The organism is Clostridia bacterium, assembly GCA_026414765.1.
GTDB lineage: Bacteria > Bacillota > Clostridia > Acetivibrionales > DSM-27016 > SKW86.
The window spans coordinates 317044-339024 of record JAOAIJ010000043.1 but is presented as its reverse complement, the minus strand read 5'-3'; the positions used below and the strand labels follow the sequence as shown (position 1 = coordinate 339024).

Below are 21981 nucleotides of genomic sequence, written 5' to 3'. Positions count from 1 at the left end.
TACTTAGAAAAATCTTTCTTGTCAAGGGTAAATAACATAAAAATGTCCGTGGTTTGCACGGACATTTTATGTTATTTATTAAGTTCATCCAAAAGCTTGCCTAACTCATCGAGCTGCTTTTTCATTGAATCGTATTTTGATCTTATGTCTTTAATTATCTTATCCTTATCCGCAGGTGTTGTAACAGCATTTCCTTCAGTATCAGGCTTTATCTCCACATCAGGTACTGCTGTATCGGGCTTGGTATTATCTGCCGGTTTCACAGGAGTTGTGGATATTCCTTCAAATAGGTTATCCAATGCAGCATCCAATGTATCTCCAACTCCATGTATAAAGTCATTTCCCTTCTGAAACCCTACTACTACCTTCCTTACCTGTGGAATTGAAGATTGGCTTGCAGATTTTATATATATCGGTTCAACATAAAGTACACTTTCCTCAAATGGAATAACAAGCAGATTACCTTTAAATACTTTTGAACCACTCTGGTTCCACAATGTCATACTTTCAGATATTTCTGCTATCTGATTTATATTTACTTCAACCTGGTCAGGTCCAAGAATATTCGTATTCTTAGGGAAATTAAACAATACCAAATCGCCGTAGTCTTCCACAGAGTTTCTTACAGCCAACCAGGAAACCATGTTGTGCTTCCCTCCTGAAGGCGTATAAGGCCTCATAAGGATAAGTTCTTCTTTTTTACTTATACCTCCTGGCAGCTTAATCATGTTGTAATATGGTTCTATATCATTATCTGCAGCACCCTCACCCGCACCCGGTGCTTTTGCTATGTCCCACCTATCCTGGTTACTATAGAATATTGCTACATTATCAGTTTTTAAATCATCAGGATTCAGGTGGTATCTTCTCATAACCTCTGTCTGCACTTTAAACAGTAATTCAGGGTATCTCATATGATCTGCAATATCCGCAGGCAATGGCTTTTCCTTGAAAATTCCCGGGTAAATCTTCATATAGGTCTTGATTATAGGGTCTTCCTTATCTATTACGTAGTATTCAACTGCACCATTGTAAGCATCTACAATTACTTTTACAGAATTTCTTATATAGTTGAAGTTTCCATAACCTTCCGGATTTTGTGCATATGGATAATAGTTAGTTGTAGTATAAGCATCAAGTACCCACTTTAATTTACCATCTTTTGTAAGAATGATATAGGGATCATTATCAATGCTTAGAAATGGAACAGCCATCTGTGCCCTTTTTATTATGTTCCTGTTCAATAAAAGCTTTGAATCGGAGGAAATATTCCCTGATGTAAGCATATTCAGAGTATCTCCGCTTTTTAGTGAAAACAGAAATCTGTTAAGCAATCCGAGTTTTATTCCGCCTTCACCATTGTAATTTGTCTCTGTTGTACCATCATAGTCTATTTCTTTATATTGTCCCTTCCCATTCGGATTAACGATTACATTATTGTCTGTCAATTCTCCGTAATATATCCTAGGTTCTTTTATATTCAGGTTTTTCTCATCTACAGAGTCCATCCTCAGACCACTAAGTAAAAAGTCAACCTGCCCTTGAGGTGTAAGCTTGTTTATCGGATTTACCACAACTCCGTAACCATGAGTATATCTGAACATCTTATTGATAAAGGATTGATTCGGAAGCTTTGTCCTGTCTATTTCTCTTGCTGTTATGAATACAGGGATTTCTTTTCCGTTAACGACATAATTTACTATATCACCGTTTTTGAAGGTATAAAAATTGGTATTGCTCTGAAGCTGTATATTACTATTCAAAGTAGCGTTATAATCTACTATTCTGATATTGTTTTTTGTCTCCAGATTTTTATTTATTACTTCAGGTGTTAAGTCTTTCATTTGTGGGAACTGATGGCTCTTAACCTTATCAAGTCCATAAGCTGCCCTTGTTTGCTGCATATTATATTTCAAGTATTGCTTTTCTCTTTCCGATTCATTGGGCTTGACTATAAAATTCTGCGTAACTAATGCTGTAGCAGTTACCAGAATCCAAACTGCAGGAAAAACAGCAATCGAGTAAGCAGCTTTTCTTAACTTACCTCTCCATACCAGCCAGAAAGCGACTAAAGCTATGGCTACCAGCAGAAAAGGTGCTATTTTAAAATAGTTCATCCATATGTTTATATCTACATATCCTGCGCCTTTTACACTAAAAAATGTAGAATACAAAAGACCTTCTTTTTGAAACTTGTAGGTTATTGCTTTGATAATGAAAAATATTGCAATATTGATCAGGTTATGCCTTACTATACTCTTCACCTTCAAATCTTGAACAGTAATATTGTTGAAGGCAGTCAAAAGCATAATTACATAGTATGCAACTGTGTATAAAATTACAAAAAGCCACAATGTTGATGCAAACTGATACAGTGCCATGTAAAAAGGTCTTTGGAATACAAAGTAACCAATATCCACATTGTCAAAAATTGGGGCATTCTTGCCAAAAGGAGTAGAATTCAGGAAATTCAATGCCTTTTCATAAAAAAAGTCCTTAGTAAAAATTGCACCGATTATCGCTATCACTGCTGCTATAGAAAATATCGGTATTTTCTTGGCTGGAATAGAGTTTTCAGCCAGATATCTACTGACATTCCGCTTAACAATTTTGTTTGTAATGCTTATCGAAGTAAAGATTATTAGAAATACTGCAGCCGAAAAAATCAACTTGTAGGTGATATCCTTAAAATAAATAGTAGAAAAATCCCCGAGAGCACCACTGATTTCTTTAAGCTGTATAACCTTCATATACATACCTGTAGCAAAAGCTGCAATTGCAAGTATGAACAGTATTACAGCGCCGATAATTATATTTCTTTTTAGAGATTTCAGATTGATTTCTTTATTATAATCATACACCATAGCCTCACACCCCTGTTCTTTTATTCTCGTATCTTATCCTGCAAATAATCTCATTTCCACTTGTATCAATACTCTTCTCAGTTATACTAAAATAGTGTTTTTTTCTTAATTCCTCTATTCTCTCATTTATTATCTCCACCGATTTTCCCGTGTCTTTTCTTATTTCAATAGTCATTTCTTCTTCTTTACTGTTTTTCTTTATATCAATTTCTCTCTTTGTCTGGGATATGAATAATCCCCGTCCCTTTCCACAGATAGGACATGTCAGGACAAAACCGTTCAGGCATCCTTCATGCAAAGTCCACATGCTTCCGCACTCCAGACTTGAACATTGGTATTTATACATTTTTGTCACTCCTCCAGTATATGCTGCCAGTATTTATATCCATATTAACTTATACAAAAATTATTGCTAAAATGTATAAAAATATACCAAAAAGTCTATTGTATATAGTATTTTATTATATCATCAGGAGAACAAAGCTTCAACAAATTCTCTTGGATCAAATTTTTGAAGGTCTTCCATTTTTTCTCCTACCCCGATAAGCTTAACAGGTATATTCAGTTCCGACTTAATTGCAATAACTATACCTCCCTTTGCTGTCCCATCCAGTTTGGTAAGGACTATTCCTGTAATATCTGCTGATTCGCTAAAGGTTTTTGCCTGAGAAATGGCATTTTGCCCGGTCGTTGCGTCCAAAACAAGAAGAGTCTCGCGCTTTGAATCGGGTAGCTCCCTGTCAAGTATACGTGATATTTTTTTCAATTCTTCCATAAGGTTTTTCTTTGTGTGCAGCCTGCCTGCAGTATCACATATCAGTACATCAACTTTTTTTGCCTTTGCTGATTGTACAGCATCATATACTACCGCAGCCGGGTCAGAACCTTCAGTATGCCTTATAATATCCACACCGACTTTGCTTGACCATATTTCTAACTGGTCAATGGCAGCTGCTCTGAAAGTATCTCCTGCAGCCAGCAGCACTTTCTTCCCGTTTTGTTTAAGCAGGTTTGAAATCTTGCCAATAGAGGTAGTTTTTCCTACGCCGTTCACTCCAATAACTATTATTACCGAAGGCGATGTTCCTACATTAAGCTCTGCGTTATCTTCCTTTAATATATCTATCAGCTCTTCTTTAAGAAGATCTTTGACTTTCATAGGATCTATTACCTTGTTTTCCTTGACCTTCTTTTTTATATCCCCGATTATCTTCATAGTGGTATCTATGCCTACATCTGAGGTGATTAGTATCTCCTCCAGCTCTTCAAAAAGCTCATCATCTATTTTTCCAAAGGAAATAAGTACTTTATCTATCTGTTCCGTTATTCCTTTTCTTGTTTTTTGTAATCCCTCTTTTAACCTGTCAAAAAATCCCATTTGAAAATCCTCCGTGTTTTCAGTTGATATTTATTTATGCTAGGGTCAATTATTGCTGTTTTCAGCTTGCCTTTTCACCCATTTTCATGGATACAATCTTGGATACGCCATGCTCCTGCATTGTCACGCCATACAGGGTATCAGCTGCCTCCATAGTACCCTTTCTGTGTGTTACCATAATAAACTGTGTCTTGCCTACGTATTTCTTGATATACTCGGCAAATCTGTATACATTTGCATCATCAAGAGCTGCTTCTATTTCATCAAGTATACAGAACGGCGTAGGTCTTAGAGTCAGTATTGCAAACAGCAACGCAATTGCAGTAAAGGCTCTTTCTCCACCAGACAGCAGCATCATATTCTGCAGCTTTTTCCCCGGCGGCTGAACTTCAATCTCAATACCGCTTTCAAGGACGTTTTCCTTGTCCGCCAGAATCAGCTCGGCCCTTCCTCCATCAAACAACTGTTTGAAAACAATATTGAAATTCTCATTTATTAGCTTAAACTGCTCCATAAACTGCTTTTTCATTATTGAAGTCATTTCATATATCACTCTTTGCAGCTTTTCCTCTGCCTGTTCCATATCGTTTTTCTGCACTGACATGAATTCATATCTTTCTTTTGTTTTGATGTATTCTTCTATTGCAGCTACGTTTACAGGACCAAGTTCTTTTATTTCGTTTCTATATTCATTTATCTTTTTCTGCGCCTGGGCTACACTTCCTATATCCTTTTTCATTTCCATTGCATTTGTATAGGTAAGTTCATATTCATCCCACATCCTGTTTTGGATTGATTCCATATCAGCATCAATCCTCGCCTTCTTAACCTCAATCCTATTGTATTCCTCCTGGAGAAGAACAATATTTTTGTTTATATCAGTAATCTGGTTTACTATATCATATAGTTCCTCTTCAAGTACTTTCTTTTCTTCAGTTATCCTGTCTATTTCCAATGTTTTTCCTGTTTTTGCATCTTCGTGACCTTTTATTATTTTTCTTAGTCCTTCGTTATTATCCTTAAGGGATTTTATTTCTTCACTATTCTTTCCCTTCTCGGTATTTCTTTTACTTATACTTTTGAGGGCTATATCTTTTTCGCTTGTTATTCTCTCAATTGACTCATTCACGCTTTGCAGGCTTTCAATTATGGAATTTACTGATATTTTGAAATCTGTAATATCCCTGTGTAACGCATCTCGTACTGTCTGATCCTCTTTATGCTTTTCCTGATGTTCTGTAATAATGCTTTTTGTATCAGCTATATCCTTTTCGATATCAGACAATTCTTTTTCATACTTTTGGTGTTCCGTTACTGTCTCACTTTCCTGCCTTATAAGCTGATTCTTCTCTTCTTTGAGCATTTCTATTTTTGCATCATGCTTTTGCAAATTGTCTTCTATTTGTGCCAGATGACTTTCATCCCGTATTTTAGCCAATTCATTATTGCGAATACTGTCTTCTTCTACAGAAATCTCTTTTGATACCTCTGTACTCATTGAAATTACTTCAGCAATATCTTTTTCTACCTGCTGTTCTTCATTCTTTAGCCTTTCAACAGCAGCGCCAAGTTCAGGAATTTCCCTGTTTCTGCTGAGTATACCTGAGCCTCTGTTATCACTGCTTCCGCCTGACATTGAACCGCTGGTACTCAGAATATCCCCTTCAAGGGTTACTATCCTGAAACTGTATCCGAATTTCTTTGCTATTCTTATTCCCGCATCCAGATTTTCTACAACTACAACTTTTCCAAGTAAGCTGAGAATTATACCCGAATATTCCGGATTATAGCTAATCAGATCCGATGCAACACCACAAAAACCATCCTGTTTCCTTACTTCATTAATTGTGTTGTTTTCAAAATATTTTCCTTTTACCGAACTGATCGGTAAAAAAGTAGCTCTACCAAGCCTGTTCTTTTTTAGAAATTCAATTGCCTTCTTGGCATCTTCTTCTGTAGATGTAACGATATTTTGTAGTGCGCCGCCCAAGGACATTTCTACTGCAGTTTCGTACTTCTGTTCAACTGTAATTAGCTGTGCCAGAGCACCATGTATACCTTTTCCAAACTCCGATGATTGACGGCAGGCATGAAGAATCTCTTTAACGCTTCTATTATAGCCTTCAAGGCTTTTCTCCATATCCTGAAGCATTTTATATCTCGATGATTTCACCTGAATATCCGACTTAATATTGTTTTGCTTTTTTCTTTGTTCTGCGAGGCTTAAATCTAATTCTTCCTTTTCTTTTTTGAGACCTTCCAGCTTTGCTCCGGAATGCGCGATGATTTCTCTTATTTTTCGCAGATTCTCTGTCAAATCTTCCTTCTTCATGTTTTCTTTATCTTTTTCCAGTGTTATCTGGTAGATCTCATTAACTATGCTGTTTTGCCTTTTTTTCAAACCCTCAATATGAGTTTTTACATTGTTTATCTGAAGTTTTTTGTCGGAAAGGATATCCATCTTATCCATTATGCTGGATTTCAGGTTTTCAATATACCTTTCAGATTCATCAAGTGTTGCAAGTACTTCTTCCATCTGCTTTTCATAATCAGAAAGTTTGCTTGCATACTCCATCTGTTTGTCATTCAGGTATCTTATTCTTTCCTTTTTTGTGTTTTCCTCTTTTGACAACTGTTCGAGTTTCTGGCTTATTTCAGAGATTTCACTATCTATTCGCTCAATATTGTGAAAAAGACTGTTTATCTTTTCTTCATTTACTTTTATTTCAGAATTGCATCTTTCTAATTCCCCTTCAAGATTATAAAACTCCTGCCTCGAATTGTTGAGCTTCTCATCCATTCCCTTTAATATATCCGTTTTTTGTCTGTTGCTGTTTGTAATACTCTCAAGCTTAAAATTTTCTCTATCTATGTTTTCTTTTATCTGTTTGTATAGTTCATCAAATTCTACAACCTTCTCTCTGAATTTGGAGATGCTTTCTAAATAGACATTTACCTCCAATTCTTTAAGGTTTTCTCTCAGAGCCAGATATTTTTTAGCTGTTTCGGACTGATTCCTTAAAGGCTCCAGCTGACTTTCCAGCTCATTTATTATGTCATTTATGCGAACCAGGTTTTGTTTTGTCAAATCCAACTTTTTTTCGGCTTCCAGCTTTCGGACCTTATATTTCATTATCCCTGAAGCTTCTTCAAATATCTGTCTTCTGTCTTCGGATTTTGAGCTGAGTATTTCATCAACTCTACCTTGTCCTATTATTGAATAGCCGTCTTTCCCAATACCGGTATCCAAAAAGAGCTCGTGTATATCTTTAAGACGACATGATGTCTTGTTGATATAATACTCGCTTTCACCTGATCTGAAAACTCTTCTTGAAACAGTAACTTCTGAATAGCTCACTGGAAGTGTATTGTCGGAATTATCTATCGTCAGTGATACCTCAGCAAACCCTAAAGGTTTTCTGTGCTCTGTTCCGGCAAATATAACATCCTCCATTTTACTTCCTCTCAGAGTTTTTGCACTTTGTTCACCAAGTACCCATCTGACAGCATCTGCTATATTGCTTTTTCCACTCCCGTTTGGGCCCACTACAGATGTAATACCTGAATTGAACTCAAGTGAAATCTTATCTGCAAATGACTTAAAACCTTGTACATCCAGCCTCTTTAGATACAATTCCGACACCTCAAATTAAAATTTTAGGTTCTTAGGACAATACCTTATAATTTTAACATAATTTATGTACTTTTCAAGTAAATCAATTTTCTTTAAATTAACCTTACCAGCCAGCCTGATTAATCAAATGGATATGATACATGCAGAGAGGAAATTTATCAAGCATAATGTACTAAATTAAAATAAGGTAGTGAAGGATCTGTTTCTTACAGATCCTTCACTACCCCAAAATTCAATCATTTCTATCTCGATTCTATAATGAATCTGATAGCAGTTCTCTGTTCTCCATCAATATTTACTTCTGAAAATGCAGGTACTGCAACAAGATCAATACCATTTGGTGCTACAAACCCTCTTGTTATAGCTATGGCTTTTACTGCCTGATTTACTGCAGCTGCCCCTACTGCTTGAATTTCTGCGCTGTTGTTTTCTCTCAAAACCCCTGCTAAAGCTCCTGCAACAGATTTTGGTTGAGACTTAGCCGATACTTTCAAAACTTCCATTATCCTTGCCTCCTAATACATTTAATAACTATTTTAATTTGTGTTACATTTATACAATGTATCCAACTAAATTCTGTATAGCTAAATAAATGTATTCTTCATTTCCCTGAAAATTCCTTCTTTATTTTTGGATTTTTTTCAATATTTTTCAATCGTGTATTTTTTTTCTAACATTTCATCTCTTAATTCAACCTTAATTTCACTAAAACCGAACATTGCTTTTAGTTTTTCTATATTGCATCTTTTCTGTCCAACAATATCAGAGACAGAACGGCTGCTTGTGTAAATAATTATTCTTTCTTCAGCATCGAGTCTTTTTTGCCTTATATCAGTCATCATTTCATTTAGTATGAGCCTTGATTCTACAAGATGTCTGAATGCAGGATGGAAAGGGCCGGCTATGACATCCATACCTGTATTTATGCTGTCACTGGGCTGCAAGCCTACCCTGATTACATTCAAGCCATAACTGTCATATAGTTTCAGTAACTCCGCACATAGTTCTACAGCCTGTTCCAATTCAATAGGAGTGTAGTCTCCTGCCAAATAAAGTTTTTCAAGGAAAGTATTTTTTATGACAAGAGTGGGATAAATCCTTATTATTTCAGGCTTAAAACCTACAACTCTTTTTGCTGTAGCTATTGCCTTTTCTTTTGTATCACCCGGTAAGCCTATCATCGTCTGGATACCCAGAATAAATCTCCTTTTTTTTATAAGCTCAACAGCCTTTGTTACATCCTCTGCACTATGGCCCCTACAGGTTTTTTGCAGCACCTCATCATCAAGGCTTTGTACCCCCAGCTCTATTGTTTTTACATTGTAATACTCCAAATAGTCCAATATATCATTACTGATATAATCAGGTCTTGTAGAAAGCCTTACTCCGCTGACAATCCCGTCCCTGACGTACTTGTCGGCAACTTTCAGGAATTCTATCTGCTGACTTTTTTCTATTCCAGTAAAACTCCCACCATAAAAAGCAATCTCGATTTTTGAGTGTTTCTGATTTATAGAAGTCAGATGTTCTTCTATTACAGATATCATTTTGTTTATTGTCATTTCCTCAAGCTGTCCGCTTATGGTTTTTTGATTGCAAAAAATGCAATCAAAAGGGCAACCTTTATTTGGAATGAAAACAGGGATAATAATATGCTTTTCTTTCATTGTTTCACCTTATTTATGATATTTGGTAATCAGTTCTTTAAAGAAATTATTGCTTTTTTTGCTGCACTTTGTTCGGCTTCCTTTTTACTACGACCTTCACCTGTTCCCATTACTACATCATTAACCTTAACCTGTGAAATAAATACCTTATTGTGGTCAGGCCCCTGTTCGTCTATTATTTCGTACAATATCCTGCATTCACTGCTTTTTTGCATTTCTTCCTGCAGCTGTGTTTTATAGTCAGTAAACATTGTACCTTTTATTGAATTTTCAATGATTTCTTTCATCTGTTCATATATAAACGCTTTTGCGTTATCAAGTCCACTATCCAGATATATTGCTCCAATAATCGCTTCAAAGGTATCTGATAGTATGGAAGTTCTGCCCCTTCCCCCGGTCATTTCCTCACCTTTGCCCAAAAGTAAAAAACTGCCTATATTAAGCTTGTTTGAACAATCCATAAGCGATGCTTCACAAACAATGTTGGATCTTACCCTTGTCATTTCTCCTTCTGCCAACCCTGATTTACTGAGATAAATTTTTTCACTGATTGCAATATTCAAAACTGCATCGCCGAGAAATTCTAGTCTTTCGTTGCTCTGCATCCTGTGATTTTTAATTTCATTTGCATATGAACTGTGAGTCAGTGCTAAAACCAAATTTTCTTTATTCTTAAAGCAATATCCGATTTTTTCTTCCAATAATGGTATTCTTTCCTTCAAACTAACAATTCTCTTCATTTTTCCTCCATTCCAGTATAGCCCGGCATTAATCTAATTATTTTTATATACAGAAAAAATATTAGAGATTAGAAAAGAGAAAAACCCATTTATACTGCTTTTCTATTTTCTAAAGTCCAATCCTACTTCTGTTGACTCAATAAAATATGTAAGGCGAGGATAAGCCCCCGCCTTACATATTTTATCATAATATTTATATTATCAATATAGTTTTTATTTATTCCTCATATTTCTTTAGTACTATAGCAGCATTATGTCCACCAAAACCTAATGCATTAGAAACAGCATATTTTATATCTGCCTTCCTGCCTACATTTGTGACAAAGTCAAGTCCGTATTCAGGAACTGTCGTTGTATGGTTTATAGTTGGAGGCAAGAAGCCTTCCTTAAGCGCCATTGAAGTAATTATAGCCTCTACTGCACCTGCTGCTCCGAGAAGGTGTCCAGTCATTGATTTTGTAGAACTCATAGCTAATTTTTTAGCATGATCTCCAAATACATTCTTAACAACCTGTACCTCTATAGGATCACCGACAGGTGTAGCAGTACCATGCGCATTTATATATCCTACTTCTTCAGGTGCTATTCCTGCATCCCTCAATGCCATCTTCATGCAGTTTGTTCCACCCATTCCTTCCGGATGTGGAGCTGTAATATGGTATGCATCGCATGTACATCCATAACCAACTATTTCTGCATATATAGTTGCTCCTCTTTTCTGAGCATGCTCCAATTCTTCCAGTATAAGAGCTCCAGCGCCCTCTCCCATAACAAATCCGCTTGCTTCTGCATCGAAAGGTTTACACGCATTATTCGGATCTTCTACTGTTGACATGGCTTTTGCTGAGCAGAAGCCTGCAAATGACAGTGGTGTAAGCGATGCTTCAGCACCACCTGATATTACTACTTCTGCGTCGCCTCTCTGAATTACCTTAAACGCATCTCCTATTGAATTATTTCCTGTAGCACAGGCTGTCACAACACATTCGGTAAAACCGTTTATACCGTATGCCATTGCGATCCTGCCCGCTGCCATATTTGGTATCATCATTGGAATAAAGAACGGGCTTACTCTTCCAGGGCCTTTATCCATAAGAACCTGATGCTGGTCTTCAAGAGTTTCGATTCCTCCGATTCCCGATCCATAAACAACACCACACCTGAAACTGTCTTCTTTTGAAAAATCTATCCCTGAGTTTTCTACAGCCATTTTTGTAGCAGCAAGAGCATAATGGGTAAATCTGTCCATTCTTCTTGCTTCTTTTTTATCTACGTAACTTGATGCGTCAAATTCCTTAATTTCTGCAGCTACTTTTGTAGGGTACTCTGTAACATCAAATTTGGTAACAGTGCTTATACCGCACTTACCTTCTTTGATTGCATTCCAGAATTGATCTATTCCCAATCCGAGAGCAGACACTACACCTACTCCAGTTATTACTACGCGCTTTTTCATATTTTAACCTCCCTATAAGGATTAGATTTTAATATATGTAAACCACTCTGTTTGATAAACAAAACGGTGTTTTCAATTACTTTAACGAGCATTATATTTCAGATCCAACTTCAATACTTGGGCAGCTTTTTACTAAATTCAAATACATATAATAATTCCATTATCTACTGAAACTCTTTAGTTTATTAATCCAGAATCTTCCTTTTGGCCTATAAAAAAAGCCCCTTTGTAGGGGACTTTTTTTATGTGTTATTTTTAATGTAATCTACAGCATCACCTACTGTGGTGATTTTTTCAGCCTCGCTATCAGGAATTTCAAGGTCGAATTCCTCTTCAAGAGCCATTATTAACTCAACTATATCAAGAGAGTCAGCTCCTAAATCGTCTATGAAGGAAGATTCCATTGCAATATCGTCTTCTTCAACACCTAACTGCTCAACGATTATTTTTTTAACCTTTTCGAACACCATACATTCACCTCCTTCCACAAGGGGGTTTTTTAAATATTACCTATGTAAAATAGTTTTTATCCTTACTTTAAGCCAAATTTACATTTTTGTTCACCTAAAGTAAAAACTTAGCAAACTTTTCACATAAAGATATTATTACATAACTAAGCCGCCGTCAATATCAATTACTTGTCCTGTAACATAATCTGAGTCGGTTGAAGCAAGAAAAGCTACAACATTTGCTACATCTTCAGGAGTCCCAAACCTTCCGAGAGCTATGTTCTTAAGATATTCTTGTTTCAATTCTTCGGACAACACATCAGTCATATGACTTTTTATTATGCCGGGTGCTACTGCATTACAGCATATTCCTCTTCCAGCAAGCTCTTTTGCAGTTGATTTAGTCAAACCTATCAATCCGGCTTTTGAGGCTGAATAATTTGCTTGCCCTTTATTTCCGTATTGTCCTGCAACAGAAGCTATATTTACAATTTTCCCGTATTTCTGCTTAATCATCTGTTTTCCGGCCAGCTTTGTGCAAAAGAAAGCGCCTTTTAAGTTGATATCGAGTACCAAGTCCCATTCTTCCTCTGTCATCATCATCATAGGCTTATCTTTGGTGATTCCTGCATTATTTATTAATATATCCAGGCTTCCAAATGTATCTACTGCAACTTTTACCATTTCTTTTACATCATCTGCATTTCTTACATCACCTTTTGTAACAGTCACGTTATATCCTGCAGCTCTAAATTCATCAGCTGTAGCATCTACACTATCAGATGCAACTATATCGTTCAAAACAATGTTCGCTCCCATTTGAGCAAGTTTTAAAGCTATAGCTTTTCCAAGGCCTCTTCCTGAGCCAGTTATAACAGCAGTTTTCCCCTTTAATTGCATGTTATACATACCTCCTTAATCACTTTACTTGAAGTATAGTTGTAGAAAGATTGAGATTAAGTTTTTATATAGAAGAGAAATGTATGGGGTTTTCCCGTATATAAGACTTAATCCCAGTCTAATTCCAGCTACACTCCCAATTCTCTTAAAGTATTGTTTAATGAATCCAGGTCATCAATATTAAGTGTTTTGACCTCTTTATTTATCTTTTTTATAAAACCGGTTAGAGTTTTACCTGGACCTATTTCTACAAAAGTATCCACGCCACTATCTATCATCTTTTTAACACAGTCTTCCCACAGTACTGAATTACTTACCTGCTTGACAAACAATTCCTTTACGTCAGCTTTTTCAGTAACAATTTCAGCGGTTACATTCGTTACTACAGGTATTTTTATATCATTAAGTTCAATTTTATTAAGCTCTTCCGACAATTTTTCCCCTGCTGGTTTTAACATGCTGCAGTGGAATGGCGCACTGACCGGGAGAACCATTGAGCGCTTTGCACCTTTTTCCTTTGCCAGTTCTACAACCTTTTCTACAGCCTTTATCTCTCCAGCTACAACTACCTGTCCAGGACAGTTGAAATTTGCAGGCTCAACGATGCCTTCTCCTGCTGCTTCCTTACAGCATTCCTTAACAGTGTCGTTTTCAAGGCCTAATATTGCTGCCATAGTTCCTACACCAACAGGAACAGCTTCCTGCATGAATTTTCCTCTCTTTTTTACCAAAGCAACAGCATCTTTAAAATTAATTGTACCAGCAGCTACATGAGCACTATACTCGCCAAGGCTCAATCCAGCCACCACATCAGGTTTGATCCCCTTTTCCAACAATGGCTGCATACAAGCAATACTTGTTGTCAATATAGTTGGCTGTGTATTTTCTGTTATCTTTAAGGTTTCATCATTACCATTCCATATCATTTCTTTAATATCAAACCCCAAAGCTTCTGTTGCCTGATTGAAGATATTATCTGCCGATTTGTATTCCTCTGCAACCTGTTTGCCCATTCCAACATACTGAGCTCCCTGTCCAGAGAATATGAATGCCAATTTTCCCATGCTTACCCTCCAATTATTACAATTGATTTATTTTGCCCATTTTACTACTGCAGAAGCCCATGTAAGACCTCCACCAAAGCCTACGAGTACCAAGTTGTCACCTTTTTTTACCTTGCCGCATTTAACTGCTTCGTCCAGTGCAACCGGAATTGAGGCTGACGAAATATTTCCATATTTATGGATTATAGGATGAACTTTTTCACTTGTGAGCCCGAGTCTTTTTATTGCGCCATCTATTATTCTGGTGTTTGCCTGGTGAGGAAAAATGTACTCAACATCTTTTGTTGTAAGCCCTGCATCATCAAGCACCTTTTCAGTCGCCTGAGACATTGCTTTTACTGCAAACTTGAAAACTTCACTACCTTCCATCCATAATACACGCTTATTTTCATGAAGTCTTATTGCCTTATCCTTTTCATCTATATGACAGCAAGGTAATGTTATGTTATGTCCTATGGCACCATCAGCCCCAATATAGGTTGAAAGAATACCATAACCTTTTTCAACCTCACCAATTACCACTGCACCAGCACCATCACCAAAAAGTACACATGTGTTTCTATCTTCCCAGTCAACTACCTTGGTCAGGCCTTCACACCCTACAACTACTATATGCTTATAGTAGCCCGTTAATATAAACTGTTTTGCCACTGTAATACCATATACAAGTCCTGAACATGCAGCATTTAAATCAAATGCTGCAGCTTTTGTAGCACCGACTCTTCCTTGTATTATGCAAGCTGATGAGGGAGTCAGGTAGTCCGGAGTTTCCGTCGTACATATAATCAAGTCAATATCTTCAGGTGTCAAGTCTGCATCTTCAATAGCCCTCTTACAAGCTTCAATCCCAAGTTCATATGCAGGAGCATCTTTATCTAAAACTCTTCTTTCAGAGATTCCTGTCCTTTTTGTAATCCATTCGTCAGATGTATCAACCATCTTTTCAAGATCTGAATTAGTTAGTACTTTTTCCGGCAGGCAGCTTCCTACCCCTAGTATTCCGACTGATACTACATCATTGTTCAATATCCTCGACCTCCATGTTTTTAAATTGTTCAGTAATTTGCTCAAGAACTGATGATTTAGCTAAAACGTAAGCTCTGTTTATTATTACGTTTTTTATGGTTTTAGCTTTTGAAGAACCATGGCTCTTTATTACAAGTCCATTCACACCCAAAACCGGGGCACCACCATTTACATCAGGATCAATTCTTTTATAGAATTCTTTAAAAGGCTTTTTTATTGCCAGATATGCAAGTTTAGTAATAAAATTTGTTTTAAATATGCCTACCAGGTTTTCCAGAAAATATTCACCCATTCCTTCATTTGCTTTCAGGGCAACATTGCCTACAAAACCATCACACACCGCCACATCGGCATTCCTTCTGTTTATATCCTTACCTTCTATATTTCCTATAAAGTTAAGATTTGATTCAGAAAGTAATGTATATGCCTGTTTTATATCGTCACTTCCCTTTCCTACTTCAGTACCGACATTCATAAGTCCAACTCTGGGCTTTTCAATGTTGAAAAGCTCCTTCATATAAATTGAACCCATCACCCCGAATTGCAAATAGTTTACAGGTTTACAAACAGTGTTTAGTCCTGCATCTATAATCAGAGAATCTCCGCCTTTTGCTGGTATCAATGCAGGAAGTGCCGGTCTATCAATCCCCTTTATTCGTCCAAGTATAAATAACGCTCCTGTCATCAATGCTCCGCTGTTTCCTGCTGAAAGGAAAACATCACCTTTCTTTTCTTTCAGCAGATTAAAACCTACTACCATAGAAGAATCCTTTTTGTTTTTTATAGCTTTTGTAGGAGTATCGTCACCTGTTATTACCTCAGTTGTATGTCTGACGGTTAACCTCGGATTGCTGAAATCCCTTTCTTTTAGCACTTTGTTTATTCTTTCACTGTCTCCAATAAGTAATATATCGAATCCATCCTTTTCAAGAACGGCATCTATACATCCGTTTACTATAGCGTCCGGTGCATTATCTCCACCCATTGCATCAACTAATATAATCAATTCTTTCACTCCCAGGCTTTTCTTAGTATCATAGAATTTGTATATTACTCAAGGCTTACTAATATGAACTTGCCTCTAAAAACTTCTGACTGCTTTTCAAATATTTTAACCCAAACTATGAAGTTATTCTCTCTTATTCTCCTGACTTCCGCTCTTGCTATCAATTTACTTCCCGAATACACCGGTGTTTTGTACTTAATATTTGCCACACCCACTAAAGCAACATGTGCATCGATTACTGCAATCGCAAGAGATTCTGCCAGAGAGTAAATAAAGTGACCTCTGACAATCTTAGTTTTTTCAAACACCATTGAATTATCGGCTTCCAACATTGAGATACCACTTTTATTCAATGATATATCAATAAGCTCACCAAAAATTTCTTTACTTTGTAGCGATTTTACTTTACTATAGTTTGTCTCTGCAACGTTTTTAATTCTCTCCCTAAGCTCAGGGATACCGAGCTCCAGCCTATCCAACCTTATTGTCGGGACACTGACGGAAAAAATCTCCGACAATTCTTCATCCGTAAGGAAAGGATCTTCTTTTACTTTTTCCTTAAGGATACTTTGTCTTTCCTTTTTCATAGACGAAGACCTGCTCATTGTCTTCACCTCTCTATTTTATACCATATTTATATGCAATTTCTCAATAATTATTACTAGGTAATAATTATTGCTAATATGAGTATATTACATATTTGTTACATATGCAATAATTTCCTCTAATTTTTCTGATATCCAAAGGCTTACTGTACTCTCACCATTCTCTGTAACGCTTGGCATCAGTACATTTCAAACAAAAACAACCATAATGTCTATGGTTGTTTTTTATTTTATACATTATTTATTCCACATATGTTACCATATATTCCGTATATTTGTTATCTTTTATCAATACCTATCAGCTTAAGATTCTTCTTAATATAGTCGTATCCGGAATAAATAGTAATAATTGATGCTACAAGCATTGCCCACCTGTCGAAATGGAAATCCGGAAGCAAAAACGTAATAGGGAAATTATTAAGCAATACAGCCGATAATGCAATAATTTGTGATATTGTTTTTATCTTCCCCCAGTTACTTGCCGCGATTACTATTCCCTCACCGGCTGCAATAAGTCTCAATCCCGTTACAATCCATTCCCTGCTGATTATTATCATTGCTGCCCAACCGGTAACACCGTTAACATCACCGCCGGGTATTGCATTTCTCTCAACCAGTGCTATTAAAGCAGCAGTAATAAGAAGTTTGTCGGCTATGGGATCAAGGAATATCCCCAATTTAGTTACCTGTTTCCTTTTTCTTGCAATATAACCGTCAACACCATCAGTACTGGATGCAATTATAAATATTACTGCAGCAAAATAATTCCCGTAATGTATTATAAAGTCATTTATTCGCAGCATCTGCGGCCTTATAAAAGCAAGGAAGTCGCTATGCAGTACCCAGTCGGGAAAAGGTACAATAAACACCATAAATATAGGTACCAGCAATATTCTCGAAAAAGTAATCTTATTCGGCAGGTTCATCTATAACATCTCCTATCAAGTCATATTCGTCTGTATTAAGTATCTTAACCTTTACAAAATCCCCCTGATTTAAGGGTTCTTTACTGGTAAAGTATATAAGTCCGTCTATTTCAGGCGCTTCGGCATAAGTTCTTCCCATATAAAAAATACCGTCTTCAGCAACTCCCTCTACTAAAACTTCATAGCCTTTTCTTAGTCTCTTCTTATTTTTTGCTGTTGTTATTTCCTTTTGAAGTTCCATAAGGATATTATGCCTTTTAACCTTTGTCTTCTTATTTACCTGTGCTTTTAGTTTTGCTGCTGGTGTATCCTCTTCCTTTGAATAAGTAAAAACTCCAAGCCTGTCGAATTTATACTTTTTAACAAAAGAATAAAGCTCTCTATAATCTTTTTCTTCTTCTCCGGGAAAGCCTACTATCAAAGATGTTCTTATAGCAATCTCGGGTACTCTTTCTCTTAACTTTCTGAGTAACTCCTTTATATCCCTTGCAGAACCACGCCTTCCCATAGCTTTCAGGACATTGTCCGAAGCATGTTGGATAGGTATATCTATATACTTGCATACTTTCTTATTGCTTGCTATTTCATCTATCAAAGCATCGTCTATTTCCTCAGGGTAACAGTATAATAATCTGATCCATTGTACGCCTTCTATCAGACTTAGCTGCCGTATCAATTCAACAAGCTTTTTTTCCTTATATAAATCAATTCCATATCTGGTAGTATCCTGAGCCACTAAGACCAACTCTCTTGCACCTTTTTCTGCAAGAACAACAGCTTCCCTTACTATATCTTCAATAGTTCTGCTCCTATATCTTCCTCTCAGGGAAGGTATTATGCAGTAAGTACAGCAATTGTCACAGCCTTCTGCGACTTTCAGGTAGGCATATCCCTTTTTTGTCGTTACAATTCTGTCGTTTTTTAAATATTCTATCTCTTCGAGTTTACCATATAGGACCGATTTTTGTCCTTTATATGCATTTTCTATAACTCCGACAATTTCACCATAACTTCCGGTACCAACTACAGCATCTACTTCGGGTATCTCATTAATGATTTTGTCTTTATACCGTTCTGCAAGACAGCCTGTTACTATTAACAGTTCGCATTTCCCTTTCTTGTAATCCGCCATACTAAGAATCGTATTTATAGATTCCTGTTTAGCAGACTCTATAAAGCCACATGTATTAACAATGATAATATCTGCTTCGTCTTCACTGTTAGTAAATTCAAAATCATTTTCCTTTAACAGCCCAAGCATTATTTCACTATCAACCAGGTTTTTGGGACATCCCAGTGAAACAACACCAATTTTTTTCTTCAAAATGTATTCTCCATTCTTTTTCTGTGTTTTTGACTGCTCTTTCTTCATTTCTAATTATTTATTAAGTACTTTGAAATGTCAACTCCTTGTATCACATATGGACACATATTTTTCTTATGACCCTTGTTATATATATTAGGTTGTTAGCCGTTTTTTATCAAATCCAGAGGTAAGAGCTCATTAGCCTCATTAATCAGTTTTTCTATTTCAGCTTTCAATCTTTCTATTTCTGAACCCAATTCTTCCGGTTTAATACCGAGGCTTTCTATTTCCGTAAGAATTTCCTGCTTTTGTTTGTTCAGCTGTTCAAGGCGGGCCTCTGCTCTTATTCTGAGACTTTTTGCCTTGTCCAGGTTTTCTTTTATCTGATTTATTGACTTTTCATATTCATTTATCATCAGTGAGCCTCCTCATAATGCTTGATTATTTCATTTACTTTCATTTCACCTATTTCGTTTCCGCACATCGGACATTTTCCTGCTTTCCTTAGAAGCTGAGCATATTCTTTTGCATATTTGCTTATTTGCTGCGTATTATTTTGTATATACTTCAAACCCTCAGATATAAAGTTGTTTATCACATTATTACGTTCATTTATTTCATTTAGTTTTCTAAGCTTTTCCATATTATTACCCAGCTTATCCGTAATGTCTGTATATTCATTGAATTTTTCCGTTCCGATAGCATGTCTTTCTATTCTTAATATCTCAGCTTTATAATTCTTGAGTTTGTCACTTGCATTCACAAATTTTTTATAATTTTCAATCATTTTTTCACCACTGCTCAGTTTATACCGGAGATTTTCAACTTCTTCAGTATCCTTTATTATTCTGGCTGCTGTCTTTTCTTCATTATATAATTGCCTTAATGAATGATTATGCCTTTTAATATTGTCATACTTAACTTTTATACCTTCTGCACTTTTTATTATGTTCTGGCACTCTTCATAGTTATCTGTTTGTTTTATTGTGAAACGGACCTTTTCCATTTGCTCTTCAAGTGTTTTTAATTCATTATAAAACTTGTTTGCCTTCTGTAGTCTCAAAACAAGTGAGCTGCAATTTTTTAGTTTTTCCTCACTCTCTTTAAGATTTCTCAGTTTTACTAATACAGTATTTATCCTTTCAACCTCATTATTGGTGGATTTCAGTATCTCTACATCTCTATCAAGTATTTTGAGCCTGTTTGTTTTCAAATCCAGTTTCCCAATAATATTCTCTGCCGTGGAAAGCCTTTCCTTAATATTTTCTAATCCTTTATAATCTTCGAGTTTTAAATTTATAGATTCAATTTCATTATTTACTCTATCTAAGTTTTGATTTTCCCTTCTTAAATCTGTCATACTATCTCTGACAGCATTATCAATTATATGAATTCCTGTCAGTCTTCCTATGGCCTTGGCTCTTACCGAACCTGTTTCCGAAAGCAGAAACGGACCTTCAAGCTGATCCCCTATATTTAAACTTGAACTGATGTCGGCATCCAGTATCACCTTGGGAATACCATGGGCATTTATCACTTCCTTTGGTATCTCATTCCCAAAACCTTCGTAAATCGCTTCCTCGCCATCAGGGTTTATCACTATATACCTGTTTTTACTTTTTGAACGTTCCCTTATTATTTTAAATCCCGCGTCCATTTCAAGCGTAACACGGGCTACCGCAGTTCCATGACGGATAAATTCAAATCCCCTAGGCTCATTATATAAAACCCATTTAATGGCACGTATTAAAGCAGATTTACCTTGATCCGACGGTCCTACAATAACATTAAGTCCCTTATCGAAATCCAGCTCTGTATATTCATGTGACTGAAAATTTTCTACTATAACTTTTCTTATTTCTGACATAGTATCAGCCTCTATTCGTCTTGGTCATTCGAGAAATTCTCCCTGGCTATGGCAATCCTTCTCAGGCTCTCTTCTTTTACCCGGGTACTAATTTCGCTATTTGCAGATATCTCTTCCAGAATTCTATTAATGTCTATCCTCTTAAATTGAGAATTTGATGAAATTCCCTGATAAAACTGATGAAGCTTCAATATCCTATCCTGAGAGCTTTCCAGCTGCGTTCTGTCCAATACTTCCTCTCCCGGTAAAGCTGAAGCAAGCTCTATTTCAGTAATCTTTATTTCCTCTTCCATCTCAATCACTGCAACTTTTGGCCTTCTTTTCAGTTCCCCCATACTATTTGCCACTCTTACTATGCTGCCGGTGTTTATAAAGTACTTCTCACCAAATCTAATAACGCCAAAACCATTGTGATAGTGCCCGGCAAGCGTTATATCCGCTTCTGTATCCCTGATGTCGTCTATCAGAGTATAATGTATACCTTCGTAAAAGGGTTTCTGAAGCAGCATCCCATGAACCATATTTATAGAATATTTTACACCCGGTTTCTTTTTTGTTATGTAGTATTTCCTGAAATTCTCTCCATCTACATCATAATAATAAGGTGAGCCTGAAAGCTGTATTTTGACATTGTTTTTTTCAAGGATTACATCTTCTCCTGTTTTCAGCAAGCTTATAATGCCTATTCCTTCAATTATACCAAGCATTGAACGGCCTACAGTATCAGGATTGTGCCCGTAAATATCATGGTTTCCCGCAACGGTAAAAACAGGTTTGTTAAATTCCTTAATAAGTATTGCAAACTCTCTTACTATGGATGGAGATACGTCAGGGCGGTCAAACCAATCTCCACCATGAAGTATATAATCTACCTTATATTCACAGGATAGATCCCTGATCTCCCTGAATTTATTAGTAAGGGTTTCATAAAAATTGTCCTTCCTGTTTTTAGGAGTTGTCCCCCTAATGTGTGTATCCGTAAAAAACAAAAATTTCATATGTTATCTTCCGTCTTCTTTAACTTTTTGTGATAAAGTATTGGTATGTGACTATTATTTACCATTCATATTCATTCTAGCATAATATTTAGTTT

The 21981-nt window shown here is 36.3% G+C and carries 19 protein-coding genes; all 19 read right to left on the bottom strand.

The genetic code is table 11. The annotated features are described in order from the left end of the window. Window positions 1-71 precede the first annotated feature (71 nt). The 19 genes from N3I35_17810 to N3I35_17720 all read right to left on the bottom strand — a co-directional run bounded on the left by N3I35_17810 (window position 72) and on the right by N3I35_17720 (window position 21886). Complete coding sequence (locus tag N3I35_17810; GenBank protein MCX8131940.1) at window positions 72-2864, bottom strand: UPF0182 family protein; 2793 nt, start codon at window positions 2862-2864, stop codon at window positions 72-74. Between the two features lie 4 nt (window positions 2865-2868). Continuing rightward, window positions 2869-3210 carry a hypothetical protein gene (locus tag N3I35_17805; protein MCX8131939.1) on the bottom strand — a complete coding sequence of 114 codons (342 nt, stop codon included), beginning with the start codon at window positions 3208-3210 and terminating at the stop codon, window positions 2869-2871. A gap of 123 nt (window positions 3211-3333) precedes the next feature. Beyond that, window positions 3334-4242, bottom strand: a complete 909-nt coding sequence (gene ftsY / locus N3I35_17800; GenBank protein MCX8131938.1) for a signal recognition particle-docking protein FtsY — start codon at window positions 4240-4242, stop codon at window positions 3334-3336. 61 nt (window positions 4243-4303) lie between these two features. Then, the gene (gene smc / locus N3I35_17795; protein ID MCX8131937.1) at window positions 4304-7876 is read right to left on the bottom strand and encodes a chromosome segregation protein SMC; all 3573 of its coding nucleotides are present in this window, start codon (window positions 7874-7876) and stop codon (window positions 4304-4306) included. Between the two features lie 242 nt (window positions 7877-8118). Continuing rightward, entirely contained in the window at window positions 8119-8379 is a 261-nt protein-coding gene (locus tag N3I35_17790; protein MCX8131936.1) for a stage V sporulation protein S, read from the bottom strand. 138 nt (window positions 8380-8517) lie between these two features. Further along, window positions 8518-9543: a radical SAM protein gene (locus N3I35_17785; GenBank protein ID MCX8131935.1), complete on the bottom strand. Its 1026-nt coding sequence runs from the start codon at window positions 9541-9543 to the stop codon at window positions 8518-8520. 29 nt (window positions 9544-9572) lie between these two features. Beyond that, window positions 9573-10283: a ribonuclease III gene (rnc, locus tag N3I35_17780; protein MCX8131934.1), complete on the bottom strand. Its 711-nt coding sequence runs from the start codon at window positions 10281-10283 to the stop codon at window positions 9573-9575. Window positions 10284-10500: 217 nt separating this feature from the next. Further along, window positions 10501-11739: a beta-ketoacyl-ACP synthase II gene (gene fabF / locus N3I35_17775; protein ID MCX8131933.1), complete on the bottom strand. Its 1239-nt coding sequence runs from the start codon at window positions 11737-11739 to the stop codon at window positions 10501-10503. A 242-nt stretch (window positions 11740-11981) separates the two neighbouring features. Next, entirely contained in the window at window positions 11982-12209 is a 228-nt protein-coding gene (acpP, locus tag N3I35_17770; GenBank protein MCX8131932.1) for an acyl carrier protein, read from the bottom strand. A gap of 135 nt (window positions 12210-12344) precedes the next feature. Beyond that, entirely contained in the window at window positions 12345-13088 is a 744-nt protein-coding gene (gene fabG / locus N3I35_17765; protein MCX8131931.1) for a 3-oxoacyl-[acyl-carrier-protein] reductase, read from the bottom strand. A gap of 128 nt (window positions 13089-13216) precedes the next feature. Next, window positions 13217-14152 (bottom strand): ACP S-malonyltransferase, encoded by a 936-nt coding sequence (fabD, locus tag N3I35_17760; protein MCX8131930.1) that lies wholly within the window; start codon window positions 14150-14152, stop codon window positions 13217-13219. Window positions 14153-14179: 27 nt separating this feature from the next. Beyond that, window positions 14180-15178, bottom strand: a complete 999-nt coding sequence (locus tag N3I35_17755; protein MCX8131929.1) for a ketoacyl-ACP synthase III — start codon at window positions 15176-15178, stop codon at window positions 14180-14182. Beyond that, window positions 15168-16184 (bottom strand): phosphate acyltransferase PlsX, encoded by a 1017-nt coding sequence (gene plsX, locus N3I35_17750; GenBank protein MCX8131928.1) that lies wholly within the window; start codon window positions 16182-16184, stop codon window positions 15168-15170. Before plsX ends, N3I35_17755 begins: the two co-directional genes overlap by 11 nt. A 44-nt stretch (window positions 16185-16228) precedes the next feature. Further along, window positions 16229-16789, bottom strand: a complete 561-nt coding sequence (gene fapR / locus N3I35_17745) for a transcription factor FapR (GenBank protein MCX8131927.1) — start codon at window positions 16787-16789, stop codon at window positions 16229-16231. A 278-nt stretch (window positions 16790-17067) separates the two neighbouring features. Then, window positions 17068-17715: a CDP-diacylglycerol--glycerol-3-phosphate 3-phosphatidyltransferase gene (gene pgsA / locus N3I35_17740; GenBank protein ID MCX8131926.1), complete on the bottom strand. Its 648-nt coding sequence runs from the start codon at window positions 17713-17715 to the stop codon at window positions 17068-17070. Then, window positions 17699-19039, bottom strand: coding sequence for a 30S ribosomal protein S12 methylthiotransferase RimO (gene rimO / locus N3I35_17735; protein MCX8131925.1), 1341 nt, complete (start codon window positions 19037-19039; stop codon window positions 17699-17701). The genes pgsA and rimO overlap by 17 nt, the downstream gene beginning before the upstream one ends. Window positions 19040-19182: 143 nt before the next feature. Beyond that, entirely contained in the window at window positions 19183-19437 is a 255-nt protein-coding gene (locus N3I35_17730; protein ID MCX8131924.1) for a hypothetical protein, read from the bottom strand. Continuing rightward, window positions 19437-20888: an AAA family ATPase gene (locus N3I35_17725; protein ID MCX8131923.1), complete on the bottom strand. Its 1452-nt coding sequence runs from the start codon at window positions 20886-20888 to the stop codon at window positions 19437-19439. Before N3I35_17725 ends, N3I35_17730 begins: the two co-directional genes overlap by 1 nt. Window positions 20889-20899: 11 nt before the next feature. Beyond that, window positions 20900-21886 (bottom strand): metallophosphoesterase, encoded by a 987-nt coding sequence (locus tag N3I35_17720; GenBank protein MCX8131922.1) that lies wholly within the window; start codon window positions 21884-21886, stop codon window positions 20900-20902. Between the last annotated feature and the right edge of the window lie 95 nt (window positions 21887-21981).

Coding starts and splice junctions, on each gene's coding strand:
- N3I35_17810 (MCX8131940.1), bottom strand. CDS start 2,864: ATGGTGTATGATTATAATAAAGAAATCAATCTGAAATCTCTAAAAAGA.
- N3I35_17805 (MCX8131939.1), bottom strand. CDS start 3,210: ATGTATAAATACCAATGTTCAAGTCTGGAGTGCGGAAGCATGTGGACT.
- ftsY (MCX8131938.1), bottom strand. CDS start 4,242: ATGGGATTTTTTGACAGGTTAAAAGAGGGATTACAAAAAACAAGAAAA.
- N3I35_17790 (MCX8131936.1), bottom strand. CDS start 8,379: ATGGAAGTTTTGAAAGTATCGGCTAAGTCTCAACCAAAATCTGTTGCA.
- N3I35_17785 (MCX8131935.1), bottom strand. CDS start 9,543: ATGAAAGAAAAGCATATTATTATCCCTGTTTTCATTCCAAATAAAGGT.
- rnc (MCX8131934.1), bottom strand. CDS start 10,283: ATGAAGAGAATTGTTAGTTTGAAGGAAAGAATACCATTATTGGAAGAA.
- fabF (MCX8131933.1), bottom strand. CDS start 11,739: ATGAAAAAGCGCGTAGTAATAACTGGAGTAGGTGTAGTGTCTGCTCTC.
- acpP (MCX8131932.1), bottom strand. CDS start 12,209: ATGGTGTTCGAAAAGGTTAAAAAAATAATCGTTGAGCAGTTAGGTGTT.
- fabG (MCX8131931.1), bottom strand. CDS start 13,088: ATGCAATTAAAGGGGAAAACTGCTGTTATAACTGGCTCAGGAAGAGGC.
- fabD (MCX8131930.1), bottom strand. CDS start 14,152: ATGGGAAAATTGGCATTCATATTCTCTGGACAGGGAGCTCAGTATGTT.
- fapR (MCX8131927.1), bottom strand. CDS start 16,789: ATGAGCAGGTCTTCGTCTATGAAAAAGGAAAGACAAAGTATCCTTAAG.
- pgsA (MCX8131926.1), bottom strand. CDS start 17,715: ATGAACCTGCCGAATAAGATTACTTTTTCGAGAATATTGCTGGTACCT.
- N3I35_17730 (MCX8131924.1), bottom strand. CDS start 19,437: ATGATAAATGAATATGAAAAGTCAATAAATCAGATAAAAGAAAACCTG.
- N3I35_17725 (MCX8131923.1), bottom strand. CDS start 20,888: ATGTCAGAAATAAGAAAAGTTATAGTAGAAAATTTTCAGTCACATGAA.
- N3I35_17720 (MCX8131922.1), bottom strand. CDS start 21,886: ATGAAATTTTTGTTTTTTACGGATACACACATTAGGGGGACAACTCCT.